We start from the raw sequence: 13,311 nt of genomic DNA, 5'->3' as shown, positions 1-13,311 counted from the left end.
AATTCCTGAAATGTTTTGTTTAAATTTTACATGTATTATAATTTTTGTAATATTCTCATTATTTCCTACAGTTGCCCGAACGTAGGCAATCTACCGTTTGGTCATCTCTGGCAGATAGTCTTGTTGGTGATTTAAGATTTATACTGGTAGTAAACAGAGTATCATAAGCTAGTGATTTTTTATGCATGGCGTGGCGATCGCTACTGGCATGAGACGGTGCGTTGATGATTAAACCAAGCAAGACAATCAAAATAGTACAAATTGTGTTATTCATATTCAAAATTAACTAGATTTTTGATTCAATGCGGCAATACGCCTAGAATTGAAATTCTAGGCTGATAGCTTAAGTCGGATAAATCCGACTGCGATCATAAGTCCGTTTCAACGGACTTCGGCTATGAGTCTTGCAATTAATTGCAAGGTATAAAATTATATGCAGTCCCCTGATTAAATATCCGTCAAAATTCTCAAACAACCGGAGAAAAAGAGCATCATTTGGTAAAAAAATTTCAACCGTAGCCGTTTCCCCAGATAAAATAGTCAAAAGGTGATGCCCACAACTTGACTCATGACGCCCTCACAAAACTTAGAAACTGCCACTTCCTCAAGTAGCGACATTGAAAAATACAGCGATCCAGAATACGATCCTCTTAATGAATTACCTGATGAAGTCGAAATGTCAATTTTCGACCATTTGGAGGAACTGCGACAACGGATTTTTTATGCGCTGATTGCTGTAGCTTTTGGCGTAATTGGCTGCTTCTTTGCTGTCAAGCCGATTGTCCAACTGTTGGAATTACCAGCGCAGGGGGTAAAATTTCTCCAACTAGCCCCAGGGGAATTTTTCTTTGTTTCCCTTAAAGTTGCAGGCTACACGGGCTTGCTAATTTCTAGTCCTTTTGTGCTTTACCAAATTATCCAGTTTGTTCTCCCAGGGCTGACTCGCCGTGAGCGTCGTTTGCTTGCACCTGTGGTGTTGGGTTCAAGTGTGCTGTTTGCAGCTGGGATAGCTTTTGCCTACATTGCTTTAATACCTGCAGCTTTGAAATTCTTCATTAGCTATGGTGCGGATGTAGTAGAGCAAATGTGGTCGATTGACAAATACTTTGAATTTGTGTTACTGCTACTTTTTAGCACTGGGTTAGCATTTCAAATTCCCATCATTCAACTACTACTTGGTGCTTTGGGAATTGTCTCTTCACAAACAATGGTTTCTGGATGGCGCTACGTTATTTTGGGATCTGTTATTTTGGGAGCGGTTCTCACACCTTCGACAGATCCCTTCACACAAGCTCTTCTAGCAGGAGCCGTGCTGGGATTGTATTTCGGTGGTATTGGTTTGGTTAAATTAGTAGGGAAGTAAAATAATTGGCAAAAAGTTTAGGAAAGTTGTTTTCTGAGAAACCGCTCAAACTCAAGAACAGCATCGTACTGATCGGGCATAGCAATATATTGTAGCAACAAAGTGGGGTCTAAATCTGGCAAGAAACTACTACGGTTAACTTCTTCGTATTCATTGACTGCATTTAAACGGAATATTTTGATAGTGTCAGATTTTCAAAACCAAACTTCAGGAACTTTCTTGGGTTTGTAGAGTTCCTTTCTATTAATAGTGCCGCTGGTGATAATGATTTCAATTACGATATCAGGGGTTTCTTTATCAGTGCCGATGCAATATGATTCATCTGGTGTGCCAGAAGCATAGCCAGGTTCTTCTAAAGTGAAACCCCCTGTTACGTAAAATCTGATGCCCATCTCTCTCATATATGCTTCTAATAGCAAACCAAGAGTGCTTTTCACTCGCTCATACCGTGGACCTACTGGTGACATAATTTCTAAAATACCTGATAAATAAGACAGTCGAACATCGCGGCGATTTTCTAGCAGTGCCTCAATCCCTTTGAATGTCTCCCAAGAAACATCTGCTAGAGTTACTAGTTTTTCTTCTATAGGATGATCTAAAAGTGGGATACTCATATTATTAGTACTCCTTAAAAAACGCTATGAGTGCAATCTTTCCTGGATGTGAGCTAGTGGCACACCTGTATTATGTATTATGATGCATTATTTTCTTATTTCGCCATCACCATTTTTTCGCCACATAAAGCGGGTAGAAAAACCATCCTCTCCATTAGGAATGTTGCCTCCACTATTTCCTTTACCGCCAAACAAACCTGGTAATTTTCCACCCTATTGCGTGATTAGAAGTAGAAGACTGGACAATCTTAGGAGATGGTGGGATTGCTTTAGTTAATGCAGGTTTTGAGCAACTATTTAGAGGAAGTGCTATAAATAATGTAGCTAACAGCGTGCGAGATAAAACAGTCAACAGGATGGAGTTTCTGGGTTTCATCTGATGTAGTTTCAAAAAAAGTATGTAAAATATTAAACATCAGTAGAGCGGACATAATTCTATAGCGGTTCTCAATAGAATAAAATACAGGGTTGTTCGTAGGGGCACAACAATGTTGTGCCCCTACCACGTATTTCACACCATAAAAAAGTGCTATATTAAATATCTATTTTCATTGCTACATACTGCACTTTAATATTTTGAGTTTGACGCACAACTAAGGAACGATGACCGCTTTTTTCTAAATCCAGGTTTTCCAGTTCGACATGTGTTACCTTCTCTAAAAGAATACCGTCTACAGTATCAGCTTTATTAAATTGACTGTTCTTAGTAGTAAACGTTGCCACGAAGGTTGCTTTTTCTCTTCTTGAATCTGTGGGGCAACAGGACCTTTTGGCTTGAATATATCTACCATATAAAATTCAATGAGCTTTGATATTACTTTATGCTTCTTTCAGTAATATTACTTATGGTTTTCGTAAAGAAAATCAATATATAATTAAAGGTTTTTTTATTTTTATATGAACTAAAGTTTAATCAAATATGTTTAAATAAACAATGGAAAAGCAAAGACGAGAACGCAAAAGCTTGTCAATACTAGATTAAACAAGCCATTCCGTACTACGTTCACCTAAGTCGAGAGGAATGCTGACAGCTTTACCCAGTCGAGGACGTTCTCTAGTTTGTTGAATGAATGTTTGCACCTGCGCTGTTCCACCCATTGCATGAAGGTAAGTAGCAACACTGTCTAGATGGGCTTGGTACTCAGCCTCACTTAATGGGAAAGAAGCTTGCTCTAAATACTTCCACATTACTTGCAGGAATATTTTACCTTGTGTGCGGCGTAACTGGACATCATAAGAGCGTCCCCATTTGTCTACGATGAGTTGGCGTAATTCAATTCCTGTCATAGCTTTTCTCAAATATATTTTACATTTAGTTATGATGTTAAGTTCCGTTACTCCAGTATGATGAGGATATAAAGAAATGTAATGCTAGCAAAAAAGATGCTATTCGTATCTTTGATAAGATTTTGGCATCGCAAATGGTCTTAGCATCAACTGACAAGAGTTGCTCAATTATTAGAACTCAAGTCACAATTGTTAACAAAATACACAAAAAACCGCGTGAATTATGGCTCAATTCTCTGAATCAATGGACGTACCCGATATGGGGCGTCGTCAATTCATGAATCTGCTCACGTTTGGAACTGTAACAGGAGTAGCTCTGGGAGCATTGTATCCTGCTGTCAGGTATTTAATTCCACCAACAAGTGGTGGAGCTGGTGGTGGTACAACAGCAAAAGACGAATTGGGAAGCGATGTCAGCGTAGCTAAGTTTTTAGAAACCCATAATGCAGGCGATCGCGCTCTAGTTCAGGGGCTCAAGGGAGATCCAACCTATATAGTGGTAGAAAGCAAAGAGGCGATCGGCGATTATGGTATCAACGCCGTTTGTACTCACTTAGGTTGTGTTGTTCCTTGGAATATTGCTGAGCAAAAGTTCAAGTGTCCTTGTCACGGCTCCCAGTATGATGCTACTGGTAAAGTAGTTCGCGGTCCAGCACCACTATCTTTGGCTTTGACTCATACAAAGTCAGAAGAAGATAAAATTGTCATCACCCCTTGGACGGAAACTGACTTCCGTACTGGTGATGCACCTTGGTGGGCGTAGGGATTTTGGATTAAATCTAAAATCTAAAATTTTCAGAGCTAAAGTTGTGTATCATTTGACGTTGCTTCTAAAAACATTGTCCTGAAGAGATGAGAAAAGCTTGTACAACAGCGAGGATGACTCGCACAGCAACAGCAATCGTGAAATCATTGCTAGTTGCGATCGCCACAGTGACATTTTTCTTCACCAGCGATTTAGCCCTTCCCCAAGCTGCTGCTGCATATCCGTTTTGGGCGCAGCAAACCTATCCTGAAACCCCCCGCGAACCGACAGGACGGATTGTTTGCGCTAACTGTCACCTAGCAGCAAAGCCAACTGACGTAGAAGTTCCCCAATCTGTACTACCCGATACAGTATTTAAAGCTGTAGTCAAAATTCCCTACGATACTAACGTCCAGCAGGTGGGTGCTGATGGTTCTAAAGTAGGTTTGAACGTCGGTGCAGTACTGATGTTACCAGAGGGCTTCAAAATTGCTCCTGAGGATCGTATTCCTGAGGATATGAAGGAGGAAGTCGAAGGACTATACTACCAACCCTACAGCGAAGAAAAAGAAAACATTGTTATTATTGGTCCGTTACCTGGAGAACAATATCAGGAAATAGTCTTCCCTGTACTTTCTCCCAACCCTGGCACAGACAAGAACATCCACTTTGGTAAGTACGGAGTTTACGCAGGTGGAAACAGGGGACGCGGACAAGTATACCCCACAGGTGAAAAGAGCAACAATACTGTTTACAACGCTTCCGCTGCTGGTACTATTAGTAAAATCAGCAAAGAAGAAGATGAAGATGGTAATGTCAAGTACATTGTGAACATTCAGACTGAATCTGGTGAAACAGTTACTGATACAATTCCCAATGGACCATCCTTGATAGTTTCTGAAGGACAAACAGTTAAGTCTGGTGATGCTTTGACTGATAACCCAAATGTGGGCGGATTTGGTCAACACGATACAGAAATCGTGTTGCAAGATCCTAACAGAATTAAATGGTTAATTGCCTTCATTTCTCTTGTGATGTTAGCTCAAACTATGCTCGTCTTGAAGAAGAAGCAGGTTGAAAAAGTCCAAGCGGCAGAAATGAATTTCTAAATTCCCTAGAATCATCAGTTTTAGGACAGGCAGATTGCCTGTCTTTTTTTATTACCATATATTTGCGTAAATTATGCTACATTGTTAGCTTTTGTAAAAATAGTACCGATTTAACCGTATTTACGTTAATTTCTTTTAATCTTTACCACAATAGCTTGATACTACTTGTACACTTTATGTGTCTTTTTAGTACATTTTTATACTTTTAATGTAGACCTTATGGTTACACTAGTTAAATCAATCAAGCAACATCCTGTCATCCAAAAGCTAATTTACACAACCAAGATTAGACGACCAAGCGGACCGCAAAATTTTGGGATGCAGTTCTACCAAGAAAATTCGTCTTGGAAATTAGATGCAAAAACCTGCCCGTGCGATCTAGAATTTTTAGAATATGTCAAGAAATCAGAGATTTCCGGTAAAAGTATCTTCCACTTCGGTACAGGTACACATCATGTCATTGGTTTAGAAAATCAGCAGCTAAATCAACCAAACGAGATTCTTGGCATCACAGCTTCTGCTCCCGAACATCAAGCATATATTCGATTAGTACTCAAGAATAAAGCGCTAGCAAAGTATTACAAAGTTCTCTTTGGAGATATTTACACATTGACAGCTAATACTTTACCGCCGCTAGACATTGTTAACTTATTTCACTTGTGTGAATTTTATTTACCTGAACATGCTAATCTACTCCATCAAAATGATGAATCTTTGGTGCAGTTATTTCTCTCCAAACTTAATCCTGGTGGCAAGATTTTATTCTACTCTGGTTCAATTGGTTGGGGTAATGCAGAACCTATCGTTAAATCTTTTGAAGCAGCAGGCAAAATCAAGCTAGTAGAAAAGTATAAACACTTGCTAATTTATGCTAAAAGTTTTTAAGCGATAGTTGTGTCAATACGGTTTGAGCGAATGCGATCTGGATGGTCAAAAGACTGGATATTTATTTTGGGAATCTGGTTGTGCAGCCGAATGCTCATAATTACTGCCATGCTGCTGATTGCTCCGGCAATATCCTCGAATTACCCAAAAGACACTTCAGTTTGGTTAGCTTTTACCCGGTGGGACGGACTTTGGTATCAGCAGATTGCTACTTCTGGCTACGATTATGCTAATGACGGAAAACCACATACCATTCCTTTTTTTCCTGTGTTTCCTTTAGTTAGTCGAGCGGTGATGGCTGTGGGGTTGCCATGGACGATTGCTGGAATGCTAGTCAATAATCTGGCGTTCTTAGGAGCGTTGGTTGTAGTGTATTTTTGGGTTGTTGAGCGGCATGGGGTTGGAGTGGCACGATGGACAGTTGCTGCTATGGTTTGGTGTCCTCTATCACTGTACGGGACGGTAACATACGCGGAAGGAATGTTTCTGTTGTTAAGTACTTTGTCCCTACGAGCTTTTGACAAAAGTCAGTATATTTGGGCAGCTTTGTGGGGTGCATTGACAACAGCAACTCGAATTCCTGGTGTGACACTCATCCCAACTTTCTTATTATTAGCTAGGATCGAGCGTCGGTCTTTTGTCGCTTATATCACCGGATTGATCGCTGGTGTGGGGTTACTTTTGTACATGGCATATTGCGCGATTCAGTTTGGCGATCCGTTGGCATTTCTCCATGTTCAACATGCTTTTGGACACCGTTCCTCTGCCTCTATTGATTGGCAGCATTGGGGACTAACTTTTGTTTATGGAGTAATTGGTCCTATTTACAAGGATAGTTGGTTGCCAAAAAATCCGTTTCATCCCGTTCAATTCGCTTTGATTTGTGTTGGGGGCTACTTGTTGTGGCGGTATCGCTCTCAACTAAATCAATTTGCTTTTTCCTCGATTGGTTTTGTTTTGCTAGTTTGGCTATGGTTATTATGGGGAGACGGTTTTGTAAAAACTTATATGGTATTTGGCGGTGGTTATCTGCTGTGGTATTTTCGCAACCAACTACGCCCAGTTGTAACTATTTACGGTGTCTTTTCCCTATTAGTGGTTTTGTTTTCTGGTAGTATTGTTGCCTCCGATCGCTTTGCTTTTGGGATTGTGTCTATTGCGATCGCCTTCGGAATGTTGCTATCTCATTTAAAGCTCTGGCGGATACCAATACTGATATATTTTGCAATTGTACTTGCTAGTTTTGCAATTCGCTTTTCCCGCAATATTTGGGTAGCTTAGTTTTAAGTACAATTGCACAAATTCAGTGCCTCACAACTCGCTCCACTCTACTTATGTTATAATTATTGTTATAATAAATTATTAAATGGATTAGAGTTACTTAAATGGCAGACAAAATTTATCCTATAGCTCATGCCAAAGAGGATACAAATGAAGATGAAAGTGTGATGCTCAGTCTTTTTCTTGACTTCCTGCTAAAAGATGCAATTAAAAATCCTGATCAACTCGTTCCTTATACCCAGAAAATGAGTGATGAAATGGACGAGTTACTTGCTAATGTAGTTTTTACAAAAACCTTTTCATAAGTACAGTCGTCTCAAGAAAATGGGACTACCTGAACGTTATAGATTATTTTTTAGAACATTTAAAGAACAAAAAATTATTATCATTATTTGGTTAGAATTTCCGCGCAAAGAAGGTGATAAAAATGATTGTTATCAAGTTTTTTCCAAAAAAGTTGCTAATGGTGATTTTCCTGAAAGTGTAAATGAACTGCTTGCTGAATGTGAAGTAGAAGATTCTGTAGACCCCTATTAAATTTAACGTAACCCCCAGAAAAGCGTTAGGCTATATTTAGCAGGTTTAACCATGTTTTATAATACCCCTGTTAGGGAGAATGTAGTATATGCTACTAGCACCAGCAGAAGAAAAGATGTGGGAATCACATTCAAAAAATCGCGTTAACACAATGACAGATAAGGAGATTAACGCCAAGTATGAGAGCGGAGAGCAAAGAATACTCACTGAAATGAATCGTGAAAAGCTTCCTAGCTTTGCCGAAGCATTAAAAAAACCAGGATATATGGATCTGCTACCTTTTTACCAAAGAAGGAGTAGATGGGATAAAAAAATGCAATCAAGATTGATAGAGTCCTTTTTGCTCAATGTTCCTGTACCTCCAATTATTCTTTACCAAAAAAATTATAATTCATATGGAGTGATTGATGGACAACAAAGAATTACCACTATTCAAGATTTTTATGAAAATAGATTAGTACTGACAGGACTTGAAATTTGGTCAGAACTGAATGGACGTACCTATGATACTCTTCCTACAAAAATTAAGGCAGTTATTGATCGGCGCTCAATATCATTGATAGTACTAATCACAGAATCTACATCTGACCCAGAAGAAGCATTTTTTTTAAAACAGCTTGTCTTCAAGCGACTAAATACTTGTGGAGTACCACTAAGTCGCCAAGAGGTGCGTAACTATTTGTATTCCGGCAAGTTTAATCAACTATTATTTGAACTAGCAAGTAATTCTATATTTGCGGAAGCTTGGCGAATTCCTGTTGGTAATCGTGAAGAACTAGTGCAAAACAACCTTTACAAAAAGATGGAAGATGTGGAATTAGTTCTTCGCTTTTTTGCTTTACGCCATGTGGAAGACTCCCGTTGGGAAATAGAAGAGTTTCTTGACTTATACATGATTAAGAGCCTTAATTTTTCTGATGAAGATATAGATATTCTCAGGGATATTTTCCTCAAAACTGTAAATTTAGCTCACAAAATTTATGGAGATAATTTATTCAAACCCTTTGACCCAGAAACTAACATGTGGAAGGATAGAGCTGATAAAGCCTATTACGATGCCGTGATGGTTGGATTTAGCAATCATTTGGCTGATGCAAATGTGTTAGTAGAACGGAAGTCAAAAGTGATTGAAGAGACAAAAAAGCTTTTTAGAAAAGACAAATCAAAGCTCTTTACAGGTAGTGGCAAAACTAAAGCTGATATTCAAGAGCGAATAAGATTGTTTGACAATATGCTGTCCCAAGTCATCGTTGAGTAAATAGCGATGTTTCAGGAGCTTCTTTTGACAGTAAAAGAAAACATTTCTACCATCCGTTCTATAATTAAGACTAATGATAAGCTGAGAGAAATTGCTTTTGGAGAAGAGGTAACAGGAAAACAAAATTCTCAAGATTATATAGAATTTATCGCCAGTCTGAGCCAGGATATTCCTAATGCAAGGGAGTGGCAAGTTTACGAACACTGTGCTACTGTAACGCGGTTGTACGCGATTTATGAGCGCTTTACTGAAGATTTAGTTAGTAATTGGTTAGTAGTTCTGCCAGAACTGTTTCCGTGTTATTCTGACCTGGAAGAGAGAATCCCAAATACTCACCAAATGGGTGTAGGAAGATTGCTGCTTGAGCTAAAGAAAAGCAGGTATGAACACCTGTCTATTGAGAAAGTTGTTCGTGGGCTATATCTCGGTACTACTACTGCCGAAGAACAATATGAACTGCTGTCAGACGCCTTTCTTTTTCACGATCAGAACTTACGTAGAGAAACCTTAGAGAAAATGTTGGCAGATGCTGGTATACCGAATGCATGGATTTGGGTAGATAAGCATAGATCTGTAAAGAATTTTGTTGAAGAGATTCGCGGAAACCAAAATACTGCAGAAGGAGAACTTAATGAACTAATTATTTATCGAAATGACGCAGCCCACGGAGCGCTGATAGATGACTTTTTAGGTTCCAACACACTACTCGAATTGTGTGATTTTGTCTTGGCTTTATGTCAAGCGCTGGCTGAGTTGATGACATATAAGGTTATTGAGCGGAAGAAATCAACAGGGCAGGTTAGAGAAATTGGTCAAATTACAGAATGGTTCAAGAAGCCGCAAGCAGGAGTAGCAAAGGTTGAGGAAACGACATTAACAATTGGAAAAAGCCTTTTTCTAGTAAGCCAGACGCACTGCTACTGTCAACAGGCTACGATTCAGAGTATTCAGATTGATGGTGTTCCAACTAATGAAGTGCAAACCACTACTGGAATGGAAGTAGGGTTGAAGTTTGATGTTGATGCTAGAAAAGAGTTGCACCTATATCTAGTTGAGTAAAGTAATTATAGTAATTGCTGGATGAACTTAACGAAGCAAGCGATCGCCAGTCCATCCAGTGGAAGCCTATGTTAAACTGCATCCGTTTTTTGTACAAAATGCTCACGCTTAACAGACTATCTCTGAACAAAGTCCGTTTGTCCACAATTGGAAATTAGTAAAATCTGGTACTACCATAAATGCTCCAGCATCCTGGAGAACTTGCGGATCTTGGGTAGAAGCTATACCAATTGTACGAATTCCCGCACTTACAGCAGAACGAATTCCTGAAGGTGAATCTTCTAGAGCGATCGCTTGTTCTTTTGTAATTGCTAACCGATGCAGAGCAGCTTCGTAGGGTGCAGGATCTGGTTTACCTGCTATGCAATCTTCAGCCAGAACTATTGTATCAAAAGCTTGTTTTATCCCCAATACCTCAAGCATAAAATAAGCATTTAATCTAGGAGCATTTGTTACTAAAGCACGTTTTAATTGATGTGTATTTGTCCATGCTAATAGTTCAGTAAATCCATTTAGTGGTTGAAGATTGTGAGCTTTTTCACGGAACAGTGCTTCTTTGTCATCGGCAAATTTTGCACCTGCTTCTGGTGATAATTGTGGCAGGATATCTTTAATAATTACTGGATTGAGGCGTCCACTAATTTTAGATTGATAAAACTTTTCATCAATATCTATGTCATAATTCAAAAGCATTTCCCGCCAAGCAATAAAATGTATTGGGTCGGTATTGACTATAGTTCCGTCTAAGTCAAACAGGATTGCTGCTAGCATGGTTTTCAGATATATGTAAAGTTATATTAAGTTTATTTACATAGTTTACACTGAATTTGTAGTCAAATGCCAACTCAATCTTTTCGCGTCGATTCTCTAGAGGTAGAGATTTACAACTCAGAAGTCGAGATAGCACAAAATGTCGCTCAAGTTGTACAAAAATATTTACAGCAGACTCTGATGCAAAAAGATAGTGCTGCTGTATTATTAGCCACAGGTAACTCTCAAATTAAATTTCTTGATGCTTTAATTGCAATTGGTGGTGTAGATTGGTCACGTATTACTTTATTCCACCTGGATGAATATTTGGGAATTCCTGCAGACCATTGTGCTAGTTTCCGACTGTATATGCACGAACGTGTATCTCGGCGAGTCAACCCTAAGAAATTTCACTATATAGAAGGTGATGCAATGCAACCTCTGGCGGAATGCGATCGCTACACCAAATTACTGCAAGCACAACCCATCGACTTATGCTGTCTGGGTGTAGGAGAAAACGGACACCTAGCTTTTAACGATCCAGCAGTAGCAGATTTTCATGACCAGCACATAGTGAAATTGGTAAAGCTAGATACAGTTAATCGCCAGCAACAGGTCAAACAAGGGCATTTTGCTAGCCTAGATACAGTACCACAATATGCCTTTACTGTCACTATCCCAATGATTTGTTCTGCGCGAAAAATTCTTTGCCTTGCACCAGAAAAACGTAAAGCTAAGACGATACAAAAGATGTTGCAATCTTCAATTAGCACTAACTGTCCTGCTTCTATTTTGCGTCAACAACCACAAGCGAAATTATTTTTGGATCTAGATTCTGCTAGTTTACTTAATACCTACTCAGCATCCTCCGATTTTTAGTTTGAGAATTATAGCAATTTCCATCTCCGATTTCTCTTTCAGCAGTCGGGGATTCGATTTCTCGGACATTTAGCGATAGTGAAAGCTACCCATACTTTTGTTTTTGTATTATTAAATACATTAATTATAAGTAAAAATATTTAACTTGTTGGTTGGCGCCTTTGCATAAGAGTACTGTGGCAATTTTAAACAAGGAGTAAACGTAATACTTTGCTTAAGTCTCTCATGATATAAAAATTAGATAAACATCAAATTAGTAGTTTCATAACATGTCAATAATTGTTACGACTTGTAGTCGAAGGTAGCCTCTTGCTGATGAGTCTTGCAGACTTACCTATAATTTTCTCAGACTAGATTTGGAAAACTATTACACACAAGCTCAACCAAACATAACCAGGAAGTGGGTAATCATGACCATACCACAAGTCACTTGGAATCAAGTCAGCCCAGAAATACAGCAATGCATCAATAACTGCCTAAATTGCCATAGTATTTGTTTGGACACTATGACGTATTGTCTGCAAAAGGGTGCTACACACGCACAACCAAGCTACATTCGCTTGATGCTCGATTGTGGAGAAATTTGCCAGACGAGTGCCAATTTCCTACTTCGAGCTTCGGAGCTTTCTGTGCGCATTTGTGCTATTTGCGCTGTGGTGTGCGATCGCTGCGCTCAAGAATGCGAGAAAATGAGTGATGATGTGCAAATGAAGGCTTGTGCCGATGTTTGTCGCTATTGTGCCGAGTCTTGCCGTCAAATAGCTTTGTAAAATGTAGTTTTTTATCTCACGAGAACCGAATCAAGCGTCTCAAACACAAAGATTAAATTTTTGAGTTGACTGTGAAAAAGTAAAAAACTTATTGGTGTATTCCCCACCTCTATGGAGATTATACCACTGCTGATTGTTCCTGAAGAAGTCGTTAATCTGAGAAAATAGTTGTAGGCATCGAGCGTGAATATGCTCACACTTAAATAACCTTAGTTCAGAACTGTTCATGCTGTAGTAGCCTAATAAATAGTATCGCCAAACGCAATTTTGTAATGGTTTGAGTTCTTTCCCAGTAAAAACTATGGGCATGACGTTGACTCATAGATACAATTAACCATATGCCCAGATGCGATCTGGTGTAAAGCGAAGAGCTTACTCTAAGAGCGACATCTTTACTCTGAAAACGGTTGTTGTTGTCATTATGCGGACACAACTCGTATTCAGACATAGATAGATGACATTTCATCTAGTTCAATGGCTATATTGATAGGACACCAAATAGATTGTCTAGATAATTATGGCAAGCAAGTACATAGACATTAAGGAATACACTGTTCGAGCGCACAAACGACTGATTCATACAAGGGTGTTTAACTTTGTTTGTAAAGAGTGCCAACAGACTACAAAACGCGAGACATTCGGACCGCGACCGTTGTACTGTGAAATATGTCGCCCTCCCCAGCCACCAAAAAAATCCTTACTCCAACCACAAAAAGGAAAACCTAGAGCAATGTCATACAAAGGTGACAGTGACGTAGATTGATGTGAAAGAAG

16 protein-coding genes and 2 pseudogenes are annotated in these 13,311 nt (G+C 39.1%); 12 read left to right on the top strand and 6 right to left on the bottom strand.

Annotation, left to right across the window (positions count from 1 at the left end):
- Nucleotides 1-58: 58 nt before the first annotated feature.
- Nucleotides 59-274 carry a hypothetical protein gene (locus ICL16_RS02930; RefSeq protein ID WP_190825396.1) on the bottom strand — a complete coding sequence of 72 codons (216 nt, stop codon included), beginning with the start codon at nucleotides 272-274 and terminating at the stop codon, nucleotides 59-61.
- A gap of 294 nt (nucleotides 275-568) precedes the next feature.
- On the opposite strand from ICL16_RS02930, the gene tatC reads away from it, so the two are divergent.
- Nucleotides 569-1,363, top strand: coding sequence for a twin-arginine translocase subunit TatC (gene tatC / locus ICL16_RS02925; protein ID WP_190825395.1), 795 nt, complete (start codon nucleotides 569-571; stop codon nucleotides 1,361-1,363).
- Between the two features lie 194 nt (nucleotides 1,364-1,557).
- Here tatC and ICL16_RS02920 read toward each other — a convergent pair whose 3' ends face one another.
- The 4 genes and pseudogenes from ICL16_RS02920 to ICL16_RS02910 form a co-directional block, all read right to left on the bottom strand.
- Nucleotides 1,558-1,977, bottom strand: coding sequence for a Uma2 family endonuclease (locus ICL16_RS02920; RefSeq protein WP_238360568.1), 420 nt, complete (start codon nucleotides 1,975-1,977; stop codon nucleotides 1,558-1,560).
- Between the two features lie 87 nt (nucleotides 1,978-2,064).
- Nucleotides 2,065-2,178, bottom strand: a pseudogene (locus ICL16_RS47590) (polysaccharide lyase); the annotation flags it as partial.
- A gap of 333 nt (nucleotides 2,179-2,511) precedes the next feature.
- Nucleotides 2,512-2,700 (bottom strand): hypothetical protein, encoded by a 189-nt coding sequence (locus ICL16_RS02915; RefSeq protein ID WP_190825394.1) that lies wholly within the window; start codon nucleotides 2,698-2,700, stop codon nucleotides 2,512-2,514.
- 255 nt (nucleotides 2,701-2,955) lie between these two features.
- Nucleotides 2,956-3,264 (bottom strand): DUF3067 family protein, encoded by a 309-nt coding sequence (locus tag ICL16_RS02910; protein WP_190825393.1) that lies wholly within the window; start codon nucleotides 3,262-3,264, stop codon nucleotides 2,956-2,958.
- Between the two features lie 223 nt (nucleotides 3,265-3,487).
- On the opposite strand from ICL16_RS02910, the gene petC reads away from it, so the two are divergent.
- From petC to ICL16_RS02870, 8 genes and pseudogenes are all read left to right on the top strand, one after another.
- Nucleotides 3,488-4,027, top strand: coding sequence for a cytochrome b6-f complex iron-sulfur subunit (petC, locus tag ICL16_RS02905; protein WP_190825392.1), 540 nt, complete (start codon nucleotides 3,488-3,490; stop codon nucleotides 4,025-4,027).
- Between the two features lie 89 nt (nucleotides 4,028-4,116).
- A complete protein-coding gene (gene petA / locus ICL16_RS02900; RefSeq protein WP_190825391.1) occupies nucleotides 4,117-5,118 on the top strand; it encodes a cytochrome f in 1,002 nt (333 codons plus the stop codon).
- Between the two features lie 219 nt (nucleotides 5,119-5,337).
- Nucleotides 5,338-6,003, top strand: coding sequence for a hypothetical protein (locus tag ICL16_RS02895; RefSeq protein ID WP_190825390.1), 666 nt, complete (start codon nucleotides 5,338-5,340; stop codon nucleotides 6,001-6,003).
- 9 nt (nucleotides 6,004-6,012) lie between these two features.
- Complete coding sequence (locus ICL16_RS02890) at nucleotides 6,013-7,284, top strand: hypothetical protein (protein WP_202895386.1); 1,272 nt, start codon at nucleotides 6,013-6,015, stop codon at nucleotides 7,282-7,284.
- Between the two features lie 104 nt (nucleotides 7,285-7,388).
- Nucleotides 7,389-7,589 carry a hypothetical protein gene (locus ICL16_RS02885; protein ID WP_190825389.1) on the top strand — a complete coding sequence of 67 codons (201 nt, stop codon included), beginning with the start codon at nucleotides 7,389-7,391 and terminating at the stop codon, nucleotides 7,587-7,589.
- Nucleotides 7,570-7,821 (top strand): annotated as a pseudogene (locus ICL16_RS02880) (type II toxin-antitoxin system YhaV family toxin); the annotation flags it as partial. The gene ICL16_RS02885 and the pseudogene ICL16_RS02880, both read left to right, overlap by 20 nt.
- Before the next feature lie 88 nt (nucleotides 7,822-7,909).
- The gene (locus tag ICL16_RS02875; protein WP_190825387.1) at nucleotides 7,910-9,079 is read left to right on the top strand and encodes a DUF262 domain-containing protein; all 1,170 of its coding nucleotides are present in this window, start codon (nucleotides 7,910-7,912) and stop codon (nucleotides 9,077-9,079) included.
- Between the two features lie 6 nt (nucleotides 9,080-9,085).
- Complete coding sequence (locus ICL16_RS02870) at nucleotides 9,086-10,138, top strand: MAE_28990/MAE_18760 family HEPN-like nuclease (RefSeq protein ID WP_190825386.1); 1,053 nt, start codon at nucleotides 9,086-9,088, stop codon at nucleotides 10,136-10,138.
- A 108-nt stretch (nucleotides 10,139-10,246) separates the two neighbouring features.
- Here the strand turns inward: ICL16_RS02870 and ICL16_RS02865 are convergent, their stop codons facing one another.
- Nucleotides 10,247-10,909 carry an HAD family hydrolase gene (locus tag ICL16_RS02865; protein WP_190825385.1) on the bottom strand — a complete coding sequence of 221 codons (663 nt, stop codon included), beginning with the start codon at nucleotides 10,907-10,909 and terminating at the stop codon, nucleotides 10,247-10,249.
- A 66-nt stretch (nucleotides 10,910-10,975) separates the two neighbouring features.
- Here ICL16_RS02865 and ICL16_RS02860 point away from each other — a divergent pair, with 66 nt between their 5' ends.
- The 3 genes from ICL16_RS02860 to ICL16_RS45235 all read left to right on the top strand — a co-directional run bounded on the left by ICL16_RS02860 (nucleotide 10,976) and on the right by ICL16_RS45235 (nucleotide 13,300).
- Complete coding sequence (locus tag ICL16_RS02860) at nucleotides 10,976-11,767, top strand: glucosamine-6-phosphate deaminase (RefSeq protein WP_190825384.1); 792 nt, start codon at nucleotides 10,976-10,978, stop codon at nucleotides 11,765-11,767.
- A gap of 410 nt (nucleotides 11,768-12,177) precedes the next feature.
- A complete protein-coding gene (locus tag ICL16_RS02855) occupies nucleotides 12,178-12,537 on the top strand; it encodes a four-helix bundle copper-binding protein (RefSeq protein WP_190825383.1) in 360 nt (119 codons plus the stop codon).
- A 517-nt stretch (nucleotides 12,538-13,054) separates the two neighbouring features.
- Entirely contained in the window at nucleotides 13,055-13,300 is a 246-nt protein-coding gene (locus ICL16_RS45235; RefSeq protein ID WP_238360567.1) for a hypothetical protein, read from the top strand.
- Nucleotides 13,301-13,311 lie beyond the last annotated feature (11 nt).

The organism is Iningainema tapete BLCC-T55 (assembly GCF_014698965.1).
Lineage (GTDB): Bacteria > Cyanobacteriota > Cyanobacteriia > Cyanobacteriales > Nostocaceae > Iningainema > Iningainema tapete.
The sequence above is the reverse complement of the archived record's forward strand: the minus strand, read 5'-3'. Positions and strand labels throughout refer to the sequence as shown.

What these genes read in the sequence shown, in the direction of transcription:
- ICL16_RS02930 (WP_190825396.1), bottom strand. Translation starts at nt 274, where the DNA reads ATGAATAACACAATTTGTACTATTTTGATTGTCTTGCTTGGTTTAATC.
- tatC (WP_190825395.1), top strand. Translation starts at nt 569, where the DNA reads ATGACGCCCTCACAAAACTTAGAAACTGCCACTTCCTCAAGTAGCGAC.
- ICL16_RS02920 (WP_238360568.1), bottom strand. Translation starts at nt 1,977, where the DNA reads ATGAGTATCCCACTTTTAGATCATCCTATAGAAGAAAAACTAGTAACT.
- ICL16_RS02910 (WP_190825393.1), bottom strand. Translation starts at nt 3,264, where the DNA reads ATGACAGGAATTGAATTACGCCAACTCATCGTAGACAAATGGGGACGC.
- petC (WP_190825392.1), top strand. Translation starts at nt 3,488, where the DNA reads ATGGCTCAATTCTCTGAATCAATGGACGTACCCGATATGGGGCGTCGT.
- petA (WP_190825391.1), top strand. Translation starts at nt 4,117, where the DNA reads ATGAGAAAAGCTTGTACAACAGCGAGGATGACTCGCACAGCAACAGCA.
- ICL16_RS02895 (WP_190825390.1), top strand. Translation starts at nt 5,338, where the DNA reads ATGGTTACACTAGTTAAATCAATCAAGCAACATCCTGTCATCCAAAAG.
- ICL16_RS02885 (WP_190825389.1), top strand. Translation starts at nt 7,389, where the DNA reads ATGGCAGACAAAATTTATCCTATAGCTCATGCCAAAGAGGATACAAAT.
- ICL16_RS02875 (WP_190825387.1), top strand. Translation starts at nt 7,910, where the DNA reads ATGCTACTAGCACCAGCAGAAGAAAAGATGTGGGAATCACATTCAAAA.
- ICL16_RS02870 (WP_190825386.1), top strand. Translation starts at nt 9,086, where the DNA reads ATGTTTCAGGAGCTTCTTTTGACAGTAAAAGAAAACATTTCTACCATC.
- ICL16_RS02865 (WP_190825385.1), bottom strand. Translation starts at nt 10,909, where the DNA reads ATGCTAGCAGCAATCCTGTTTGACTTAGACGGAACTATAGTCAATACC.
- ICL16_RS02860 (WP_190825384.1), top strand. Translation starts at nt 10,976, where the DNA reads ATGCCAACTCAATCTTTTCGCGTCGATTCTCTAGAGGTAGAGATTTAC.
- ICL16_RS02855 (WP_190825383.1), top strand. Translation starts at nt 12,178, where the DNA reads ATGACCATACCACAAGTCACTTGGAATCAAGTCAGCCCAGAAATACAG.
- ICL16_RS45235 (WP_238360567.1), top strand. Translation starts at nt 13,055, where the DNA reads ATGGCAAGCAAGTACATAGACATTAAGGAATACACTGTTCGAGCGCAC.